This is a genomic window from Desulfoprunum sp., assembly GCF_053613775.1.
In genome coordinates this window covers 77,455-97,261 of sequence record NZ_JBSHXH010000004.1, presented here as the reverse complement: position 1 = coordinate 97,261, position 19,807 = coordinate 77,455, and the positions used below count along the sequence as shown (strand labels likewise).

Sequence of the window (19,807 nt, the reverse complement as noted above, 5' to 3'; positions counted from 1 at the left end):
TTCAGCGACCGGAGGGTTCCTGCAGCCCGCCCAGTTCCGCGGCAATCGCCGCCGCCAGCGGAGCCAGCTCCTCCTGCCAGAGCATATCGGCGGTCAGCGACAGACGCAATCGCGCCGTCCCCTCGGGCACCGTCGGCGGACGGACCGGAAAGATCAACCAGCCGCCTTTGCGCATCGCTTCCGCCAGCCTGACGGTCGGAGCGTCCTGGCCGATCAGGACCGGCACGATATTGGTCGAGCCGGCCGTCGACAGGCCGACTCGCACGAGTTCGGAACGCAGCCTGCCGGCAAGACCCTGCAGATGCAGACGCTGCCGGCCTAGACCGAGCATGTGCCGGAAGACGAAGTGATTCCAGCTGATGACCACCGGCGGCAGGGCGGTGGTGAAGATCAGTGAACGGCTGCGGTTGACGAGATACTCCCTGATATCGCCGCTGCAGAGGACAAAGGCGCCGACCGAGGCCAGGGCCTTGCCGAAGGTGCCGATCAGCAGGTCGACCTCGTTCAGCACCCCCTGCTCTTCGGCCTGTCCAAGACCTTTTTCGCCGTACAGACCGACGGCGTGGGCCTCGTCGACATAGAGGAGGCAATCGAAGCGGTTCTTGATTTCCACCAGGCGACGGAGGTCGGCGACATCGCCATCCATGCTGAACACCGATTCGCTGACCACGATCACCCGCTCGTAGTCGGAACGCAGCTGTTCGAGCAGGCCTTCGAGGTGGTCATAATCGCCGTGGCGATAGCGCCGGTGCTCGGCCTGGCTGAGACGCAGGCCGTCATGGATCGAGGCGTGGTTCAGCTTGTCCGAGAGGATCAGGTCGCCCTTGTCGGTCAAGGCCGGCAGGATGCCGATATTGGCATGATAGCCGGAGTTGTAGAGCAGGGCCGCCGGTCTGCCGTAGGTCGCAGCCAGGGTCTGCTCGAGCTCGTGGGCCACGGTGCAGTCGCCGCTGAGCAGGCGCGACGAGGCGACCCCGAGGCCGAATCGGTCGATCAGCGAACCGCTGTCGATTCCGGCATAGAAGCGCTCGAGCAGCCTCCTGTCGGCGGCAAGTCCGAGATAGTCGTTGGAGGTCAGGTTCAGGAGTCGGCTGCCTTGGTAATTCACCCGGCTGCCCTCGCGGCCATCAAGGAGGTGGAGCTGGCGCAGACGGCCGTTTTCCCGCAGGCGGTCAAGTGCTTTCCGGTAGGATGGCTTCATCTCCAGACCTCCGAGTGGACTACCGCGCAGATGGCCGAGGTCAGGGTCTGCAGATCCTCGTCGGTAATACAGTACGGGGGCATGACATAGACCAGCCGGCCGAAGGGACGGACCCAGACGCCGTGCTCGACAAAGGCCTGCTGGACGGCAGCCAGCCGCACCGGTTCCCTCAACTCGACCACGCCGATGGCGCCGAGGACCCTGACCTCGGCGACCTGCCCGCACTCCCGGCAGAGGGCCAGGCCCTCCCGGAGCAGGCCCTCGATCCTCTTCACCCGGGCCTGCCAGTCCGATTCCACAAGCAGGTCGATCGAGGCGATCGCCACCCGGCAGGCCAGCGGGTTGGCCATAAAGGTCGGGCCGTGCATGAAGACGCCGGGGTCCGCCCCGGAGATGCCGTGTCCGACCGCCGCCGTGGCGAGGACCGCGGCCAGGGTCATGTAGCCGCCGGTCAGGGCCTTGCCGAGACAGAGGATGTCGGGAGATATGCCGGCATGCTCGCAGGCGAAGAGCCGGCCGCTGCGGCCGAAGCCGGTGGCGATCTCGTCGGCGATGAGCAGCACCCGGTATTCGTCGCAGAGCCGGCGGGCCTGGCGGAGGTACTCGGGATGGTAGAAGCGCATGCCGCCTGCGCCCTGGACGATCGGTTCGAGGATCACGGCGCAGATCTGCCCGTGGTTTTCCTCGAGCAATCCGGCAAGGGAGGCGATATCGCCCGGGTCCCATTCGTCATCGAAATGACATTCGGGGCGGTCGGCGAAGAACTGCCGCGGCAGGATGCCGCCATAGAGCGAGTGCATGCCGGCGACCGGATCGCAGACCGACATGGCGTGGAAGGTATCGCCGTGGTATCCCGACCTGATGGTCAAGAAACGGTTTTTCCACGGTTTTCCCAGGGCATGCCAGTACTGGATCGCCATCTTCATCGCCACTTCCACGGCCACCGACCCGGAGTCGCAGAAAAAAACCCGGTCAAGGCCGGCCGGGGTCAGCTGCACCAGCCGCCGGCCGAGTTCCACCGCCGGTTCATGGGTGAGGCCGCCGAACATCACATGGGCGAGCTGCTCGGCCTGGTCCCTGATCGCTTCGTTCAGCCGGGGGTGGCTGTAGCCGTGGATCACCGACCACCAGGAGGCCATGCCGTCGATCAGCTCCCGTCCGTCCATGAGACGAAGGCGCACCCCTTTGGCCGAGGCCACCGGATAGACCGACAGGGGCTGATCGATGGAGGTGTATGGATGCCAGAGATGCCTGCGGTCGAAATCGAGGAGATCGGCAGTGGACCTGGCTGCGAGGGTCTCCGTCATGGCCTTCGGTTCCCCTTGCCGGCAATGTCGAAACCCAGATCGGCGAACATCCGCAGGTCCTCGGCAAGGGTGTTGCCGGCCGTGGTCAGATAGTTGCCGACGATCGCCCCGTTCGCCCCGGCCGTGAAGCAGCGCAGCTGTTCAACCCCCATCAGGGTGCGGCCGCCGGCCATGCGGATGACGGCCTCGGGGTTGATCAGGCGGAACATCGCGATCGTGATCAGGATCTCCTGGGGGCTGAGCGGGGTCAGGCCGGCAAAGGGGGTGTTGGCGATCGGGGTTAGGATATTGATCGGGATCGAGAGCACCCCCAGCTCGCGCAGTTCAAAGGCCAGTTGCAGACGCTGCTCCAGGCTCTCGCCCATGCCGATGATGCCGCCGGAACAGAGGTCCAGGCCGGCATCCCGGGCGATTTCCAGGGTCTCGACCTTTTCCTGCCAGGTATGGCTGGTGCAGACCTCAGGGAAAAAGCTGCGGCTCGCCTCGAGGTTGCAGTGGTAGCGGCTGACCCCGAATTGGCGCAGCCGCATCGCCTTCTGCCGGTCGAGAAAGCCCATCGAGGCGCAGAGCGACAGGCCGGTCTCGCGCCTGAGCCGGGCATAGATCTCGCCGAACCGTTCCAGCTGCCCCTCGCTCACCGTCCTGCCGGCCGTCACCAGGGAGAACCGCCCTACGCCGCCGGCCTCGTTTTCCCTGGCCTGGGACACCGCCGTTTCGGCATCGATGAGGTCATAGGTGTCGATGGCCGTGTCGTAGAATGCCGACTGGGCGCAGAACCGGCAATTCTCCGAACACCTGCCGGAGCGGGCATTGATGATCGAACAGAGATCGAGCCTGTTCCGGTGCAGCTTCCGCCGGAGGCGGTCGGCCGCCTGGAAGAGGGCGGTGGGGGTGGTCTCGGTCGCCAGGGTCAGGGCCTCGGCGAAGGTCAGCCTGCCGCCCTGCTCAATGCGCCTGACAACGGTATCCGCCATTGCAGGATCGGTCCAGGCTGGACCGCCATCAGGGTTGACCGACATGGTTCTCCTCACCAGAGATCGCCATAGTCAAGGTTGTTCGCGGAATTCCTGCCGCCGGCCGCAAGCTGTTCAGCCCAATCTGGCGAGACAGTCGGCCAGCGCTTCGGGGGAGTCGAACTGCAGGGCAGTGACCTTGACCCCGGCCGGGACGATCTTGCGCATCATCCCCTTGAGAACCGTCTTGGGACCGACCTCGACAAAGGTGTCGACACCATCGGCGATCATCGCGCTGATAATCTCGTACCACCTGACCTTCGCCGCAATCTGTTGCGCCATCATGCTGCGGATGACAGCCAAATCCGTTTCTTTCCTGGCGGAGACGTTGAAATAGACAGGGATCTGCGGGGGATTGAAGGTGATTTCTTTTATGAACCCGGCAAAATCGGGCACGGCATCGGCCACCAGCGGGCTGTGATTGGCAACGCTGACGTTGAGGGCGACCACCTTCGCCCCCCTGGCCTCGGCCTCCGCGCCGACGGCGTCCATGGCCTCCATCGTCCCGGAGATGACCACCTGCTGCGGGGTATTGTGATTGGCGGCGGTTACTACCCCGCTGCCGTTGTATCCATTGACCAGGGTTTCGATCTCGCTGATGTCGAGGCCGATGACCGCCCGCATCCCGCCGGGATGCTTCACCCCCTCCCGCTCCATCAGCTCACCGCGCTTGGCCACCATCCGCAGGGTATCTTCCAGGCCTGTCGCCCCGGAGGCGCAGAGCGCCGAGTATTCGCCGAGGCTGTGGCCGGCGAAGCACCGTACCTGCAGGCGATCGCCCAGGGCGTTCTGCAATGCCCGCCAGCAGATAAGGTTGGTGACGGTGATGGCCGGCTGCAGATAGACCGCCCGCATCAGTTCCTCCATCGGCCCTTCCATCATGAGCCGCCGCAACGGGAAATCGCAGACCGCCTCCGCCGCCGTCATGATCTCGGCGCAGCTCCGGTCACTGTCGATGAATTCCCGGCCCATGCCGATGAACTGGGAGCCCTGGCCGGGAAAAAGTACCGCTATATTCATGTATTCGTCCTCGTAGTCTTCTTTTCTTCGATGAAACTGGTGATGAGAAAGAGTACCGCCCCGACACAGATGGCCGAATCGGCAACATTGAAGGCCGGCCAGTGGTGGCCGGCCAGATGGAAGTCAAGGAAGTCGACGACCGAGCCGAAGCGCAGGCGATCGATCAGGTTGCCGAGGGCGCCGCCGACGATAAGGCCGAGGGCGACCGCATAGGCCCGGTGCGCGGCCCGCAACTTGTAGTAATAGAGGGTCAGGCCGATGCTGGCGAGCAGGCCGATGCCGAGGAAAAACGAGTGCCGCCACGGTGAATCGACATCGGCCAGAAAACTGAAGGCCGCCCCGGGATTGGTGACATAGACCAGGTTGAACAGGCCGGGGATGATCTCCCGCGACTCATAGAGCTCGAAGGAGCGCAGGATCCACAGCTTGGTCACCTGGTCGAGGACCACCGCCAGCAGCACGACAAGGGAATAGATCACGCCTGCCCTTCCCGGTTGGTATCCAACGATCCGACCACCGCCGCACAGCGGTCGCATATGAGCGGATGGTGGAGATCGTCACCGACCGTGGTCGACCTGGTCCAGCAGCGCTCGCACTTTTGGCCGGGGGCCTGCACCACCTTGATCGCCAGCCCCTCGATCTCTTCGCTGCGGAAGACGTCATCCCCCAGGTCGTCCTTGAGGCACAGGGCCGAAACGATCGCAATCTCCCTGATCGTCCGCCATTCCTGGGTGATGAATTCGGCCATCTCGCCCGCGACCTGCAACTGCACCTCGGCCTCGAGCGGATGACCGATGATCTTGTCCCGGCGGGCGATCTCGAGGGCCTTGGTGATCTCGGCACGCAGCCTGATCAATTGCAGCCAGCGCTGCTCCATCCCCTGGTCGACAGGCTCGGGGTTGACCACCGGGAACTCGGCGAAGAATATGCCGGCGGTGAGCGACGAGCGGTCGGTGAGACCGTGCAGGGACTCCCAGGCCTCGGCCGCGGTAAAGCTGAGAATCGGCGACATCAGTCTGAGCATGCCGTGAAGGATCTCGTACAGGGCGGTCTGGGCGGCGCGGCGCGGCAGCGAATCGCTGCCGGAGGCATACAGCCGGTCCTTGATGATGTCGAGGTAGAAGGCGCTCATCGTCGTGCCGCAGAAATAGTTCAACCCCTGATAGACGGCGTGGAACTCGAAGCGCTCAAAGGCCTTGACGATCCGGGCGGCGAGTTCGTCGTAGCGCGCCAGGGCCCAGCGATCGAGCTCGGGCAGCTGCCGGCGGGCCAGGCGGTGCCGATCGGGATCGAAATCGGTGAGATTGCCGAGCATGTAGCGGATCGTGTTGCGGATCTTGCGATAGGCGTCGGCGACCTGGCGCAGGATCTCATCCGAGACCTTGACGTCGTCGCGGTAATCCTCGCTGGCGACCCAGAGGCGGAGGATCTCGGCGCCGAATTTTTCGATGACCTCGCCTGGAGCGACGACGTTGCCGACCGACTTGGACATCTTCCGGCCCTGGCCGTCGACCACGTAGCCATGGGTCAGGACACCGTGATACGGGGCCCGGCCGCGGGTGCCGACCGAGGTCAGCAGAGCGCTGTGGAACCAGCCCCGATGCTGGTCGCTGCCCTCGAGGTAGAGATCGGCCGGCGACCGCAGTTCCTCCCGCTCCTCGCAGACCGCGGCATGGCTGACCCCGGAATCGAACCAGACGTCGAGGATATCCTCCTCCTTGGCAAACGACATCGAGCCGCACTTGCCGCAGGTCGTGCCCGGTTCGAGGAAATCCTCGATGCCGTGCCGGAACCAGGCGTCGGCCCCTTCTTTGGCGAAGAGCTGGTCGATCTTGTGCACCAGGGCCTCGCTCTTGACGATCTCGCCGCAGTCGGCGCAGCTGATGATGGTGATCGGCACCCCCCAGCTGCGCTGGCGGGAAAGACACCAGTCGGGCCGCCCCTCGATCATCGAGTAGATCCGCTGCATCCCCCAGGACGGGGTCCAGGTCACCTGCTTGATGCAGTCGAGGGATCTGGCCCGCAGATCGTTGATCTCCATCGAGATGAACCACTGCGGCGTGGCCCGGTATATCACCGGTTTCTTGCAGCGCCAGCAGTGGGGATAGCTGTGGTTGATGTCGCTCTGGTGAATGAGCAGGCCGAGGTTGTGCAGATCCTGGTTGATGGTCTTGTTGACGGCCGGGATCCGCTGCCCGGCATAGGGGCCGGCCTCGCTGGTGAACACGCCTTCGTTGTCGACCGGCGAGAAGATGTCGAGCCCGTAGCGAAGCCCGGTCTGGTAGTCGTCGACGCCATGGCCGGGGGCGGTATGGACGCAGCCGGTACCGGCATCGATGGTGACGTAGTCGGCCAGGACCAGCAGCGAATCGCGATCGAGGAAGGGGTGGCGGCAGTGCCGATTTTCCAGGTCTCGGGCGGAAAAGGTGCCGGTGACAGTGTATTTTTCGATGCCGACCTCGGTCATGAAGGGCACCACCCGATCCTGGGCCAGGATCCAGGTCTCCCCCTCCACCGCCACCGCGGCATAGGTGAAATCGGGGTGAAACGCCACGGCCAGGTTGGCCGGCAGGGTCCACGGGGTCGTGGTCCAGATGACGATCGACACGTCGGATCCGGCCAGTGCCGGGCAGACGTCGGAGAAATCCTCGGTCACCGGAAATTTGACGTAGATCGACGGTGAACGGTGATCGTGATATTCAACCTCGGCCTCGGCCAGGGCGGTCGTGCAGGTGGCGCACCAGTAGACCGGCTTCTTGTTCCTGATCACCGATCCCGAGAGCAGAAAGCGATTGAATTCCCGGGCGATGGTCGCCTCGTAGGCATGATCCATCGTCAGATACGGCCTGTCCCAGTCGCCCAGGACCCCCAGGCGCTTGAACTCCGCCTTCTGGGTCTTGATCCACTTTTCCGCATACTTGCGGCAGGCGCCGCGCTTCGACAACTTCGGAATGGAGTTTTTCTTGTCACCGAGCTCGAGATCGACGTTGTGCTCGATCGGCAGGCCGTGGCAGTCCCACCCCGGAATATAGGGGGCATCGAATCCCGCCATCCGCCTGGACTTGAGGATAATGTCCTTGAGGATCTTGTTGAAGGCGGTGCCCAGGTGGATATGGCCGTTGGCATACGGCGGCCCGTCGTGGAGGATGTAGAGCGGTTTGCCGGCCGCCTTCCCCTGGATCTGGCCGTAAAGATCTTCCTTGTCCCAACGCTTGAGGAAGACCGGCTCGCGCTGGGTCAGGTTGGCCTTCATATTGAATGAGGTCTGGGGCAGATTGAGCGTCGCCCGGTAGTCCATGTCGTTCTCCTTTATCGTAACGCGACGGCGGCGGCCGTCGGTTGGAATAGCATCGTTGCGGCTGGCATGCCGCCGGCCCTCGCATGTGTCGAAGGCCAACCCGCCATTTATGAAACTGACAAGTTTACCAATTGAACATCAAGATGCAAGGCAAAATCGGGAAATCACGGTCAGACCGTGACAAAGAAATTTTTTTTGTCGAAAATATCGGCCACTGTCAAAAGCGGTGAAGAGAAATCCTTTAAAATTGACATAAATTCCAGATCTTATTAAAGTGTACCGGAAATCGCGGTCAGACGGCCGTCCTCCGGCACGTTCAACAGGCACAGAAATTTATGATACTACGGTTTCCCGAAACGGATACAATGATCGAGATGATCAAGGTCTCGAAGATCTACCCCCCCGATGTCACGGCTCTTTCGGATGTTTCGGTGACCATCGCCCGCGGGGAGATGTTTTTCGTTATCGGAATGAGCGGCGCCGGCAAGACAACCCTGCTCAAACTCATCTGCAGTATGGAAACGCCGACCAACGGTCTGATCGAGGTCGCGGGAAAACCAATCCACACGATGAAGGGGACGACGCTGGCCCGCCTGCGCCAGAAGATCGGCGTCGCCTATCAGGATTTCAAGCTCCTGGAAGACCGGACGGCGGCCGAAAACATCGCCATTTCGATGGAAGTGTCCTATAAAAAGCCAAGCATCATTCGCAAGCGGGTCGTCGATCTGCTTGAGCAGCTCAATCTTTCCGACAAGCACGACACCATTACCGGCGAACTGTCACGCGGGGAACAGCAACGGGTCACCCTCGCCAGGGCGGTGGCCAATTCTCCGACCCTCATCCTGGTCGACGAACCTACCGGCAACCTCGATGCCATCACCACCGAACGGGTCATGAAACTGCTCAACAAATGTAACAATTCCGGGGCGACGGTAGTCATCGCCACCCACGACGACTCGATCTACCGGAACACGCCGCACCGGGTCATGGAATTGAGCAAGGGAAGGATGCACGCCATGCACGGGGGGATGACCGTATGAATTTCTGGCTCACCGTTCTCCGGCAGGTCGGCAGAAATCTCCGTCAAACCTGGCCGTCACAGCTGATGACCCTGCTGACCGTGACGCTGTCGGTGCTGATCTTCGCGTTCTTCTATCTTGTCTATACCAATTTGCTGACCATCGGTGACAAACTGGGCGACGATCTTCGTCTCATCGTCTATCTGGAGGAAGAACCGGGACCGGAAATGAAGGAACAGCTGCGACGCAAGATCACCAATTTCGATGATGTCGAGGCGATCCATTTCATCTCCAAGACCGAGGCCTATGACCGTTTCACCAAGCAGATGTCGCGGAACCGGGACGTGCTCGAAGACATGCCCAACGACTTTCTGCCGGCCTCCATCGAGGTCGTCCCGCTCAAGACCCTGCGCGGACTCAACCAGATCAAACTGTTTTCCGACTACCTGGCCAAGTTGCCCGGCACCATCAAGGTGCAGTACGGCAAGGATTGGATCGAACGATTTTATTCCTTCACCAAACTCCTGTCCATCGTCGTTTTTCTCTCCGGCAACCTGCTGATCCTCACCACCGTGTTCATGGTGGCCTACACGATCAGACTGACGATCATGGGCCGGCAGGCGGAGATGGAATTGCTGAAACTCGTCGGGGCCACCAATAACTATATCCGCACTCCGTTTCTGCTCGAAGGGTTGCTGCAGGGGCTCTTTGGTTCGGCGCTCGGGCTGCTGTCGCTCTACCTCCTCTTCGACTGGATCAAGGTCCGCTTCTCGGGGCCGGGGCTCTTCAATCTTTTTGATTTCACATTCCTGCCTGCATCGGCATTCCTGGCAATCGTCTTCGTGTCCATCCTGCTCTGCACCGTCGGCAGTTTCACCTCGATCCAGAAATACCTGAGGATATGAAGGCCAGGATAATCTTCCACAAAGCCGGTCATCTGCTGCGGTATTGCACCAGCCCCGGCGCCTCCATCGTTGCTCTCCGGCCGATGGGGCACCGGGCCACCCTCCTTCTCCTCTGCGGCTGCTTCCTCCTCCCGGCAATCGCCGGGGCGGTCGCTCGGGAAGCGGATCGGGAGCCGAAGGAGAAGATCAAGACCTTCCGTATCAATATCCAGCGCCTCCAGGAGGGCATCGCGACCCAGCAGGAACAGTACCTCGAGGCGACCAACAAGGAAAAAAGCCTGCTCCAGGAACTCGAGACACTCGACCGCCGCCTGTCCGACCAGGTCGCCAGGCTGAAGACCCTTTTAGGCAGGCTGAGCTCGCAACAGGTCCTGATCACCGAAAAAGAGCGGGAGTTGACCGAGGTCAGGGCGGAGAAGGACAAGGTCCAGCGCCATCTGCTCAAGCGGATCAACGCCTACTACAAGATGGGAAATATCGGGCTGCTCAACGTCATCTTCTCGGCCCAGACCCTGCCCGAGCTGCTGCGGTTTCACGATTCGTTCCAATCGCTCATCGAATACGACCAGAACGTCGTTGCCACCTATCGGAAGAGCATCGCCGATCTCGAACGAGTTACCCGCAGCCTGGTCCTGGAAAAAAATGTCCTTTCCAACTTCATCGCCCAGTCGGTAACCGAGAAAGAAAATATCGACGCGACAAAGGAAGAGAAGGAAGTACTGCTGCAGCATATCCGCACCCGGTCGAAGCTGCACCGGCAGGCTATCAAGGAAATGGAGCGGGCTGCAACTGATCTCACCGCTTCGCTGCTCGCCCTGAAAAAGAAAGAAGAGGCCAACGAACAGGGTTTCCTGCGCCGAAAAGGCGCCCTGCCCCCACCTGTCCCGGGGACGGTCATCACCGATTTCAACCAGGCGACCACCAATGCACTCGGCATCGAGAAACAATCCGAGGGCATTGCCATCGAGGCCCCGAACGGCACGCCGGTCAAGGCCATTTTCCCCGGCACGGTGATCTACGCCGGATATTTGCGCGGCTACGGCAATACAGTTATTGTGCATCATGGATTTCAGTATTATTCTATCACCTCAAGGGTTGAAAAAATCCTGGTCGCCAAGGGAGATGAAGTCAACACCGGAACCGTCGTCGGTGAACTCGGTGAAACGGCTACCCTGATCGACAAGGGGTTGTACTTTGAGATCCGTCATCGGTCCGATTCACTGGATCCAATGCACTGGCTCGATACCCGAAAGCTGCAAACCCCAGGACAGAACCCTGGCTGACAGTTTCGATTCCTGCTGACACTCGTCGCACGAAAGGTGCGTTAAGGATGTACATGGCATCACCTACCCGTTCGGGATGGACAATCTTTGTCCTTTGCTCCCTGCTCCCTGTCTTCGCCGCAACCGCCTCTGCCGACATTTCTCAGGAACAGCGGGAAAAGACCTACAAGCAGCTGGAAATATTCTCCAATGTCCTGAGCATCCTGCAGGAAAATTACGTCGAGGAAATCGATACCCAGAAGGCGGTCGACGGCGCCATCCAGGGCCTGCTCCTCACCCTCGATCCCCACAGTTCCTACCTCAAGCCGGAAGAACTGAAGGACCTGCAGGAAGAAACCGGCGGCTCGTTCAGCGGGATCGGCATCGAGATCACGATCAAGGACGGAATTCTCACTGTCGTCAGCCCGATCGAGGGCACACCGGCCGATGAGGCCGGCATCAAGGCCAACGACCTGATCGTCGAGATCGATGGGCAGAAGACCAAGGACATGTCATCGGACGAGGCGATCAAACGGTTGCGCGGCACCAGGGGGTCCAAGGTCAATATCACCATCCAGCGTGAGGGGGAAAATCAGCTGCGGCCGATGACCCTGGTCAGGGATGTCATCCCGATCCATTCCGTCAAGGCCTCTTTCCTCACCCCCGGTTTCGCCTATTTCCGTGTCACCAACTTCCAGAGTCACACCACCAGGGATTTCAAGAAGGAACTGCTCAGCCTCCAGAAAAAACAGAACATCCGGGGCCTGATCCTCGATCTCCGCAACAACCCGGGAGGCCTGTTGAATCAGGCTGTCAGCGTCAGCGACATCTTCCTGCGGAAGGGCACGATCGTGTCGACGAAGGGAAGAACGGAGGACCAGAACATGGTGTTCCAGGCGCACAGCACCGCTGACGATGCCGGCATGCCGATCGTCGTCCTGATCAACGAAGGGTCGGCGAGCGCCTCGGAAATCGTCGCCGGGGCCATTCAGGACCATAAACGCGGGGTCATCGTCGGCACCAGGAGTTTCGGCAAGGGGTCGGTTCAGACCATCATCCCGCTGCCGGACGGTGCCGGACTGCGAATGACCACAGCCAGATATTACACCCCCGCCAACCGCTCGATCCAGGCTCTCGGAATCAACCCGGACGTGGAGATCTCGGCCCAGGAATCCGCCAAGGAGGACAGTCCCGACGGCGAACAAACCCTCAGGGAAACCGACCTCAAAAATCACATAAAGGATCAGAAGGAGCTTCCACCGCCTGCCATGGCGATCGACCCCGAGACCAAGGAAAGACTCAAGAACGATCCCCAGCTCAACACGGCGCTCAATATCCTGAAAAGCCTCGATCTGTTCTCATCCTACCGCAAACTGCAGGCCAGCCGATAAGCCGCCTGCACCGCATTCAGCGCATCCACCTCCTGCAGGGGATGAGCCGCCGCTTCAGAAGCCCAGTTCCTTGAGGAAGCGCTCATCCTGCGACCAGTTCTTCCGAACCTTGACCCAGAGCTTGAGCAGGACCCTGCAGCCGACCATCTCCTCGATCTCCCTGCGGGCGGCTGTGCCGATGCTCTGCAGCTTTTTCCCGCCTTTGCCGATGATGATCCCTTTCTGCGAGTCCTTCTCGACCACGATGGCGGCATGGATGGTCACCAGCCCCTTGGCGTCATCCTCCTTGTAGGATTCGATCAGCACGGCGGTCGCATAGGGGATTTCCTGCCCGGTCTTCAGAAAGACCTTTTCGCGAATGATCTCGGCGGCCAGAAACCGCTCGCTGGCGTCCGTCGGCATGTCCTCGGGAAAATACCGGGGGCCGAAAGGCAACAGGTTCAGGATCTCCGTCACCAGCTCCCCGCAGCCATCCCCGTTCATCGCCGAGACGGGGACGATGGCCTTGAACGGGTAGAGCGCGGCATAGCCCTCGATGAGCGGCAGAAGCTCCTTCCGGTCGACGAGATCGATCTTGTTGAGCACCATGATCGCCGGCGAGACAATCTTCTCCAACCAGGCCGCAAACTCCTTCTCCCGCTCGGATCTCGTCCTTTCCGGAACCGGCAGGGAGACGTCGACCAGAAAGAGGACCGCGTCGACCTCGGTCAGGCTGTTCATCGCGATCCGCACCATCTCCCGGTTCAGGGGTTCCCGGGCGGTATGCAGCCCCGGCGTATCGAGCAGGACGATCTGGTAGTCGCTGTGGCTGACCACCCCCAGGATGCGGTTGCGGGTCGTCTGGGGTTTAGGGGTGACGATCGAGATCTTCTGGCCGAGGAGGGTGTTCAGAAGGGTCGATTTTCCGGCATTGGGCGGACCGACGATGGCGACCATTCCGGATCTGATCTGTGCTGTAGAGTCCATGGGAGACAATTTTGAGTATCGATAAAATTTTATTATAGTGTAGCTAAAACCTATTTTCACACTATACTGAATCGGTTTTTAACTTCCTCTGCCAATGGCAAAGCCGCGAAAGTATACCCTTCCTGCCGTCACTGCACACTCTTTTTCCGTGGTGTGCGGCACAGCCGGACATTCATGACCAAACAGGACTGATCAATCGACTTTATGACGTACTCGGGCAGACTCGTCGAATATCTTGATGGAGGCAGATTCATCTGCGGCATGGTCATCGAGAACCAGTCGAAACGGGTGCACCTCATCAATCAGAACGGGCGGGAAGTCAACCTTCCCGTCTCCCGGATCATTCATTGCTCCGAGCACAGCTACAACGCTGTCGCCGATCGTGAGTTGCTGGTGGGTGAACTCAAGGAGGCCCACGAACGACGCAATTCACTGATGCGGGAAATCAACCTGGAAGAGCTCTGGGAGCTGGTCTCCGAGGAGGAGGGCGCCTCGTTCGATCCGGCCTTCCTCGCTGAACTCTCCCTCGGCGAAACGGCCACCGACGACAAGGTGGCGGCCTTTCTCCGCTGCATCTTAGCCGACCGGATCTATTTCAAGTACCGCGAAGGCGTGATCAGGACACACACCTCGGAACAGGTGCAGCAGATCCGCCAGCAGTTGGAGAAGGAACGCCAGGAAGCGGAACTGATCCGGAACGGGGCCAAGGCCATCGCCGAGCTCATGCTCCGCCCGGCAGCCGGGAACCAACTCGATCCCTGGCTCGAGGAATGCCTCGGCATCATCCGCGAGTATTATCTGTTCTGCAACGAGGCGGATCAGGCCGAACTGGCCCGACGCATCCTCAAGGAGGCCCAGCTCGCCGGCCCCCACGACCCGTTCCATCTCCTCGTCAATGCCGGGATCTGGGGCAGGAACGAAAACCTGCCGCTGCTGCGTCACGACATCCCGGTCAGCTTCTCGCTCGCCGCCCGCCAGCAGGCGGAGTCGATCCTGCAGAGCAATCCCCGGGAGCTGTTCGACGATCCCGGCAGGGTCGATCTCACCCACCTGACGCCGCTGACCATCGATGGCGCCACGACCCTTGATTTCGACGACGCCCTGACCATTCAGGAAGAGGACGGCAATTATCTGGTCGGCATCCATATCTCCGACGTCGCCCACTACGTCCGTCCGGGAGACGCCCTGTTCAAGGAGGCGATGCGGCGCGGCACCTCGATCTATTTCCCGGAAGGGCAGATCCCGATGCTGCCCCGACATCTGTCGCAGGGGGTCTGCAGCCTGATCCAGAACGAGATCAGGGCCGCCTTCAGTTTCATGATCCTGCTGACACCGACGGTCGAGGTACTGCGGGTGCGGATCATGCCGTCGGTCATCCGGGTGGCCCGCCGTCTCACCTATGAAGAGGCCGACCGGATCATCGACCGTGATCCGGACCTGCGGATCCTCGATCAGCTGCGGAAACAGTTGCGGCGGAGGCGTCTGGACAACGGCGCCCTGCTGCTCCCCTTTCCCGATGTCAACATCTTCATCGACAGCAACGGTAAGGTCCACGTCAATCTCGTCAGGTCGGACACTCCGTCACGGACACTGATCTCCGAGCTGATGATCCTGGCCAACACCGAGGCGGCCCGCTATATCTCCGACCGGATGGTGCCGGGCCTGTTCCGGACCCAGGGACCGCTGAAGAACCGCATCGTTCACGGTGAAGACGACGACCTGTTCCAGAACACCCGGCAGCGCAAACAGATCCCGCGCGGCGAGCTGCTGACCGCGGCCGGCATGCACAGCGGACTCGGCGTCAATCACTACACCACCGTGACCTCGCCGATCCGCCGCCTGCTGGACCTCGTGATGCAGCACCAGCTCAATTCCATTGTCCGCCGCCGCCAACCCTGTTTTTCCGCCGATATGTGCAAGGATTTCACCTCGGTCATCAACCGCACGGTGACCACCGCCAACAATGTCCGCCAGTTGCGGCACCGCTACTGGCTGTTGAAGTATCTGGAAGACCGCAAGGGCCAGCAGTTCGACGCCCTGGTGATCGAATCCGGACCAAAACGGACCTTCCTCCTCCTGACCGACATCCTGATGGATGTGGATCTGCCCTGCCCCTCCAGCCACAAGCCGATCCCCGGATCCATGGTCAAGATCAGACTGCTCAAGGCCGATGCCCTTGACAACATGGTCCGGTTCGACTGGTGAATTCCCGCCGTTGATCGACACATCTTCATTCCCGATGTGGCAGCATCCATCCTGCTGTGATTAATCGCTTTGATGCCGCACCTGAACTTGGTATATTCGCTGCGGGGGGAGAAAATTCATCTCTGATATCCATGACAATGCTATGACAGAAGAAATGTTGCCCGGCGGCATCATGATGGTGAGAATCGACGGGAGCAAGGTCAGACGTCTGCGGGAGCAGAAGGGTCTGACCCAGCTCTATGTCGCAACGGCCGTGCAGGTGACGACCGATACGATCTCGCGTTGGGAAAATAAGCGATATCCTTCGGTAAAAAAGGAAAACTGCCTGAAACTGGCCGAGGCCCTCGGCGTTTCCCTGGATGAACTTCTGGAGCATCAGGAGAATGATGAACCGGAACCGGCAGCCGAGGAGCCGGCCCAGGAACCCAGGGAATCGAGGGAATCCGCTTTTCTCCGGCCAACCAGAAAGATGCTGTTCATCGCCGTCGGCCTGCTCCTCGTTCTCATCGCAGCATCCGTCGCCGGCTGGTTCTATTTTTCCCGCTCGACGGAATCGGTCATTACCGCACGGCGGATTCTCCCCAAGCACTGCATGCCCGGCCAGCCCTTCCCGGTCATCATCGAGGTAGCCGGCACCCCGGACCGGCCGGTCACCCTCATCCTGCGGGAAATCCTGCCCGAAAAGGCGGTACTGAAAAAGACCTCGCCCGTTCTCTCGGCAGCGACGGAAAAGGACCGGGAATTGAAATGGCTGGAGAAGATAGAGGGGCCGACCCGTTTCATCTACACCGCCACCCTTACGGGCGAACCGGGAGAGGTCTTCCATTTCTCCGGCGATATCGCCGTCAGTCAGGATTCGGAAAAAGCCCACCCCGTAACCGGCAACGATACCATCAAGACCGGCGCCCATCACTGGGCTGACGCCAACGCCGACGGCGTTCTCAGCGACAAGGAAATGCTGACCGTGCATGACGAGTACAATGGGGCCGACAAGCTGGGGATCGATATCACCAGGATCGAGAAGATCTGGCAGAGTGCCGGCTACCGCTGGAACGAGAAAAAATCAACCTATGAGATACTGCCATGAACCAGGTATCTCGGCAGGCACAGGCCTTCGGAACATCGTTGCAATCGATGGACGGAATGCGGCCTGGCGCCCTGACAGGACCGTATCTTCTTGTAATGATTCTATTTTTTTTCATTCTGCTGTCCTGCGTCATTCCATCCCCGGCCATGGCGGTCGAACCGGTCTCCGGCCGATACCTCTCGTCGTACGGCACAACCATAAGTCTCGAATTTCGCGTCCTCTATCCGCCCCCGGTCAGCCTGATCGTGGAGCAGTACTTCCCGTCGGGGCTGGAGATCATCAGCGCCGCCCCGATGCCGCAGAGATACAACCGTAACGATGGGACCATGAAATGGATTTTCAAAAACCTGCGGCCGGGGGCATATACCATCACCATCGAATTCAACCAGCCGATACTGTCTGCCGGTATCCAGGCCACGTTGCGGTATCGTTATCCGGGCAGCGGCCTCTTCACCGAGAGTACGGTCCTTCCCTGACCCCACCGCCGGTCCGTCCCAACCATGCCGTCCACCGGTGTCCAATGGACTCAGTTCCACACCGAGATCGGCAACAGACGGGCGGCGACCACCCACATCGTCACCCCGACGAAGAGATCGAGTCCCCTCCAGGATCCGGGCCGGGCGAAGACCGGCGCCAGCATCACCCCACCCAGGCTGAGCGAAAGAAACCACAGCAGGGAAGCGGTACAGGCACCAAAGGCGAAGGTCGATCGTTCCCCGGGAGGGAACTGGCCGGACACGGCACCGAGCAGGATTACGGTGTCGAGGTAGACATGCGGGTTGAGCAGGGTGACCCCGAGGGTGGTCATGGCCACCTCCTTGGCCGAGCACGGCCTCCTGCGGTCGGCCTGCAGGGAAGTACTGTTGGCCATTGCCCGATGCAGGGCCCTGGCGCCGTAGGCGAAAAGAAACAGCGCCCCGCCCCAGGCCGCCACCGTCTGCAGCGAGGGGTTGGCGGCAACCGCCCCGCCGATCCCGGCCACACCGGCGGCGATCAGGACGGCGTCACAGGAAAAACAGATGGCGGCCACCAGCCAGTGATGCTGCCGGCGAATCCCCTGCGACAGGACGAAGGCATTCTGGGCGCCGATGGCGATGATCAACCCCGCCCCGACAGCCATTCCCTGAATATATGAAGCAATCATGGCATCTCCCTTGTTGAATCGAGGGAGAATATCGTACATCAGACAGTAAAAGTACAATTCATCTTTTTAATATTCGATAAGCTGTCCTTATATATGCTGGATTACAGACTGGTCGAGGCCTTTGCCGTCGTATTGGAAGAAAAGGGGTTTGAGAAGGCTGCCCGCCGTCTCTGCATCACCCAGTCGGCGGTGTCCCAGCGGATCAAACAGCTCGAGGAACTCCACGGGCAAATCCTGCTGCAGCGCACCAATCCTCCGCGACCGACCGAGGCCGGGGTTTCGCTGCTCAATCACTTTGTTCAGGTGCGGCACCTGGAAGAGGATCTGCTGGCACGATCGGCGCAAGGAAACCGGGACGGGTTCATCACCCTGGCCATCGGTATCAATGCCGATAGTCTGGCGGTGTGGTTCCTGCAGGCGATACAACCGTTCCTGGCAGATCGGCGGGTGGTCCTCGAACTCCAGGTCGACGACCAGGACCAGACCGATCGGCTGCTCCAGCAAGGGAAGGTCCTCGGCTGCATCACCACCCGCAGTAGCCCGCTGCAGGGCTGCCGGGTCAGCAGCGTCGGGGTCATGGAATACCTGCTCTGCTGTACCCCTGCCTTCCAACGCAGCTGGTTCCCGCACGGCTTGACCGCAGCCGCCGCCGAACGGGCCCCGGCCATCCGCTTCAACCGCAAGGACGGCCTCAACGACCTCATCTTTGGTCGGATTTTCAAGGTCATCCCGGCTTCCAGCCCGACCTTTTTCATCCCCTCGACCGCATCGTTTAGCGATTTCGTCAAAAGCGGTCTCTGTTACGGCGTGCTGCCGCACCAGCAGGCCGCGACCCTGCTGGAAAAGGGAGACCTGGTGGATCTGGCGCCGGGGCAACGTGTCAGAGTGGCCCTCTTCTGGCACTGCTGGAACCTGCGCTCGGAGATCCTCGACTTGTTTACCCGACAGCTTCTCGCCGGAGCGAACGACATACTGGCCGCTCCCGCCGGCCGGCGTTCATCCGGCAGATAGCCCCAACCGGTCATCGCGGCGACGCCGTGCCCGGGCGGCTCAACGCCCGCGGCGAGTCGCCATGAAGATCCCCGAGGCGATCAGGACGATCCCGCCGGCGTGGTACCACTGCAGGGCCTCCCCGAGAAAGACGATCGCCATGACGCTGCCGAAGACCGGCAGGAGGTGGATGAACATCCCGGCCCGGTTCGCCCCGACCAACTCCACCCCCCGATTGAAACAGAGATACGAAACAATGGACGGGAAAATTGCAACGTAGCCTACCGCCATGACCGTCGCGGCGTCGATGTGGAGGCGGTGGCCGGCCTGCGACTCCCAGACATGGAACGGCAGCAGCAGCAGATCGCCGACGATGAAGGTGCCGGTGACGAAACTGAGCGGGTGAACAGCCGGCCGCTTCCGCAGGCCGATCGAATACCCGGCATAGCCGACCACGGCGATCAACACCAGGATGTCGCCGCGATTGATCGACAGCAACAGCAGCGTATCGAGACTGCCCTGACCGATGATCACCACGGCGCCGGCCAGCGACACGGCCACCCCGCCGGCCTGGACGACACTGATCCGTTCCCGGAAAGAGAGAAAGGACAGGCCGACGATCAACACCGGCATCAACGACTGCATCAGCAGGGCATTGACCGCGATGGTGTACTGGAGACCGATGTAGAGCAGGGTGTTGAACGAGGCGATCCCGGCGATCGCCAGCAGCAGGACGGCGAGCCAGCCGCGGCGCAGCTGCGTCAGATCAGCCGGGAGGTGGCGCCAGGCCAGGATCGTCACCAGGATCGAGGCGATAAACCAGCGCCAGAAGGCCAGGGCGATCGGCGGGACATCGGCCCGTACCGCCCGACCGACGATGAAATTGCCGGCCCAGAAGAAAACGGCCAGGATCAGAAGGAGATACGGGGAGTCTGCCAGTCCGAAGAGGCGTCCAGAATTCATGATTGGGTGGGAAATGCAGCCGCTTCAGGGCCGCCT

General features: G+C 61.1%; 17 protein-coding genes. 8 read left to right on the top strand and 9 right to left on the bottom strand.

What is annotated here, in order from left to right:
• Nucleotide 1: 1 nt before the first annotated feature.
• The 6 genes from ACWGKN_RS04495 to ileS all read right to left on the bottom strand — a co-directional run bounded on the left by ACWGKN_RS04495 (nt 2) and on the right by ileS (nt 7,839).
• A complete protein-coding gene (locus ACWGKN_RS04495) occupies nt 2–1,201 on the bottom strand; it encodes an aminotransferase class I/II-fold pyridoxal phosphate-dependent enzyme (RefSeq protein WP_035226197.1) in 1,200 nt (399 codons plus the stop codon).
• Nucleotides 1,198–2,508, bottom strand: a complete 1,311-nt coding sequence (gene bioA / locus ACWGKN_RS04490) for an adenosylmethionine--8-amino-7-oxononanoate transaminase (protein WP_452094766.1) — start codon at nt 2,506–2,508, stop codon at nt 1,198–1,200. The genes ACWGKN_RS04495 and bioA overlap by 4 nt, the downstream gene beginning before the upstream one ends.
• Entirely contained in the window at nt 2,505–3,527 is a 1,023-nt protein-coding gene (gene bioB, locus ACWGKN_RS04485) for a biotin synthase BioB (RefSeq protein WP_452094765.1), read from the bottom strand. The genes bioA and bioB overlap by 4 nt, the downstream gene beginning before the upstream one ends.
• A gap of 69 nt (nt 3,528–3,596) precedes the next feature.
• The gene (gene fabD, locus ACWGKN_RS04480) at nt 3,597–4,541 is read right to left on the bottom strand and encodes an ACP S-malonyltransferase (RefSeq protein WP_035226201.1); all 945 of its coding nucleotides are present in this window, start codon (nt 4,539–4,541) and stop codon (nt 3,597–3,599) included.
• A complete protein-coding gene (gene lspA, locus ACWGKN_RS04475) occupies nt 4,538–5,020 on the bottom strand; it encodes a signal peptidase II (protein WP_424252849.1) in 483 nt (160 codons plus the stop codon). Before lspA ends, fabD begins: the two co-directional genes overlap by 4 nt.
• Entirely contained in the window at nt 5,017–7,839 is a 2,823-nt protein-coding gene (gene ileS / locus ACWGKN_RS04470; protein WP_452094764.1) for an isoleucine--tRNA ligase, read from the bottom strand. The genes lspA and ileS overlap by 4 nt, the downstream gene beginning before the upstream one ends.
• Nucleotides 7,840–8,204: 365 nt before the next feature.
• Here ileS and ftsE point away from each other — a divergent pair, with 365 nt between their 5' ends.
• From ftsE to ACWGKN_RS04450, 4 genes are read left to right on the top strand one after another with little or no spacing between them, the layout of a single operon-like run.
• Nucleotides 8,205–8,879, top strand: coding sequence for a cell division ATP-binding protein FtsE (gene ftsE / locus ACWGKN_RS04465; protein WP_035226206.1), 675 nt, complete (start codon nt 8,205–8,207; stop codon nt 8,877–8,879).
• Nucleotides 8,876–9,763: a cell division protein FtsX gene (locus tag ACWGKN_RS04460; protein WP_035226209.1), complete on the top strand. Its 888-nt coding sequence runs from the start codon at nt 8,876–8,878 to the stop codon at nt 9,761–9,763. The genes ftsE and ACWGKN_RS04460 overlap by 4 nt, the downstream gene beginning before the upstream one ends.
• Nucleotides 9,760–11,046: a murein hydrolase activator EnvC family protein gene (locus ACWGKN_RS04455; protein ID WP_452094763.1), complete on the top strand. Its 1,287-nt coding sequence runs from the start codon at nt 9,760–9,762 to the stop codon at nt 11,044–11,046. The genes ACWGKN_RS04460 and ACWGKN_RS04455 overlap by 4 nt, the downstream gene beginning before the upstream one ends.
• A gap of 53 nt (nt 11,047–11,099) precedes the next feature.
• On the top strand, nt 11,100–12,416 hold the full coding sequence (locus ACWGKN_RS04450; protein ID WP_452094762.1) for a S41 family peptidase: 1,317 nt from the start codon (nt 11,100–11,102) through the stop codon (nt 12,414–12,416).
• A gap of 54 nt (nt 12,417–12,470) precedes the next feature.
• Here ACWGKN_RS04450 and era read toward each other — a convergent pair whose 3' ends face one another.
• Nucleotides 12,471–13,382: a GTPase Era gene (era, locus tag ACWGKN_RS04445; protein WP_035226219.1), complete on the bottom strand. Its 912-nt coding sequence runs from the start codon at nt 13,380–13,382 to the stop codon at nt 12,471–12,473.
• Nucleotides 13,383–13,586: 204 nt separating this feature from the next.
• Between era and ACWGKN_RS04440 the strand changes: the two genes are divergently transcribed.
• From ACWGKN_RS04440 to ACWGKN_RS04430, 3 genes are all read left to right on the top strand, one after another.
• A complete protein-coding gene (locus ACWGKN_RS04440) occupies nt 13,587–15,587 on the top strand; it encodes a ribonuclease catalytic domain-containing protein (protein WP_035226222.1) in 2,001 nt (666 codons plus the stop codon).
• Nucleotides 15,588–15,729: 142 nt separating this feature from the next.
• Nucleotides 15,730–16,674 (top strand): helix-turn-helix transcriptional regulator, encoded by a 945-nt coding sequence (locus ACWGKN_RS04435; RefSeq protein ID WP_035226225.1) that lies wholly within the window; start codon nt 15,730–15,732, stop codon nt 16,672–16,674.
• A complete protein-coding gene (locus ACWGKN_RS04430) occupies nt 16,671–17,150 on the top strand; it encodes a hypothetical protein (protein WP_452094761.1) in 480 nt (159 codons plus the stop codon). The genes ACWGKN_RS04435 and ACWGKN_RS04430 overlap by 4 nt, the downstream gene beginning before the upstream one ends.
• A gap of 50 nt (nt 17,151–17,200) precedes the next feature.
• Here ACWGKN_RS04430 and ACWGKN_RS04425 read toward each other — a convergent pair whose 3' ends face one another.
• Nucleotides 17,201–17,818, bottom strand: coding sequence for a LysE/ArgO family amino acid transporter (locus ACWGKN_RS04425; protein WP_035226318.1), 618 nt, complete (start codon nt 17,816–17,818; stop codon nt 17,201–17,203).
• 93 nt (nt 17,819–17,911) lie between these two features.
• On the opposite strand from ACWGKN_RS04425, the gene ACWGKN_RS04420 reads away from it, so the two are divergent.
• Nucleotides 17,912–18,829 (top strand): LysR family transcriptional regulator ArgP, encoded by a 918-nt coding sequence (locus ACWGKN_RS04420; protein WP_035226229.1) that lies wholly within the window; start codon nt 17,912–17,914, stop codon nt 18,827–18,829.
• A gap of 39 nt (nt 18,830–18,868) precedes the next feature.
• Here ACWGKN_RS04420 and ACWGKN_RS04415 read toward each other — a convergent pair whose 3' ends face one another.
• On the bottom strand, nt 18,869–19,771 hold the full coding sequence (locus ACWGKN_RS04415; protein ID WP_452094760.1) for a DMT family transporter: 903 nt from the start codon (nt 19,769–19,771) through the stop codon (nt 18,869–18,871).
• Between the last annotated feature and the right edge of the window lie 36 nt (nt 19,772–19,807).

What these genes read in the sequence shown, in the direction of transcription:
- bioB (WP_452094765.1), bottom strand. Translation starts at nt 3,527, where the DNA reads ATGTCGGTCAACCCTGATGGCGGTCCAGCCTGGACCGATCCTGCAATG.
- ACWGKN_RS04430 (WP_452094761.1), top strand. Translation starts at nt 16,671, where the DNA reads ATGAACCAGGTATCTCGGCAGGCACAGGCCTTCGGAACATCGTTGCAA.
- era (WP_035226219.1), bottom strand. Translation starts at nt 13,382, where the DNA reads ATGGACTCTACAGCACAGATCAGATCCGGAATGGTCGCCATCGTCGGT.
- ACWGKN_RS04435 (WP_035226225.1), top strand. Translation starts at nt 15,730, where the DNA reads ATGACAGAAGAAATGTTGCCCGGCGGCATCATGATGGTGAGAATCGAC.
- ACWGKN_RS04415 (WP_452094760.1), bottom strand. Translation starts at nt 19,771, where the DNA reads ATGAATTCTGGACGCCTCTTCGGACTGGCAGACTCCCCGTATCTCCTT.
- ACWGKN_RS04455 (WP_452094763.1), top strand. Translation starts at nt 9,760, where the DNA reads ATGAAGGCCAGGATAATCTTCCACAAAGCCGGTCATCTGCTGCGGTAT.
- ACWGKN_RS04440 (WP_035226222.1), top strand. Translation starts at nt 13,587, where the DNA reads ATGACGTACTCGGGCAGACTCGTCGAATATCTTGATGGAGGCAGATTC.
- ACWGKN_RS04420 (WP_035226229.1), top strand. Translation starts at nt 17,912, where the DNA reads ATGCTGGATTACAGACTGGTCGAGGCCTTTGCCGTCGTATTGGAAGAA.
- ACWGKN_RS04450 (WP_452094762.1), top strand. Translation starts at nt 11,100, where the DNA reads ATGGCATCACCTACCCGTTCGGGATGGACAATCTTTGTCCTTTGCTCC.
- ACWGKN_RS04495 (WP_035226197.1), bottom strand. Translation starts at nt 1,201, where the DNA reads ATGAAGCCATCCTACCGGAAAGCACTTGACCGCCTGCGGGAAAACGGC.
- ACWGKN_RS04460 (WP_035226209.1), top strand. Translation starts at nt 8,876, where the DNA reads ATGAATTTCTGGCTCACCGTTCTCCGGCAGGTCGGCAGAAATCTCCGT.
- ftsE (WP_035226206.1), top strand. Translation starts at nt 8,205, where the DNA reads ATGATCGAGATGATCAAGGTCTCGAAGATCTACCCCCCCGATGTCACG.
- bioA (WP_452094766.1), bottom strand. Translation starts at nt 2,508, where the DNA reads ATGACGGAGACCCTCGCAGCCAGGTCCACTGCCGATCTCCTCGATTTC.
- fabD (WP_035226201.1), bottom strand. Translation starts at nt 4,541, where the DNA reads ATGAATATAGCGGTACTTTTTCCCGGCCAGGGCTCCCAGTTCATCGGC.
- ACWGKN_RS04425 (WP_035226318.1), bottom strand. Translation starts at nt 17,818, where the DNA reads ATGATTGCTTCATATATTCAGGGAATGGCTGTCGGGGCGGGGTTGATC.
- ileS (WP_452094764.1), bottom strand. Translation starts at nt 7,839, where the DNA reads ATGGACTACCGGGCGACGCTCAATCTGCCCCAGACCTCATTCAATATG.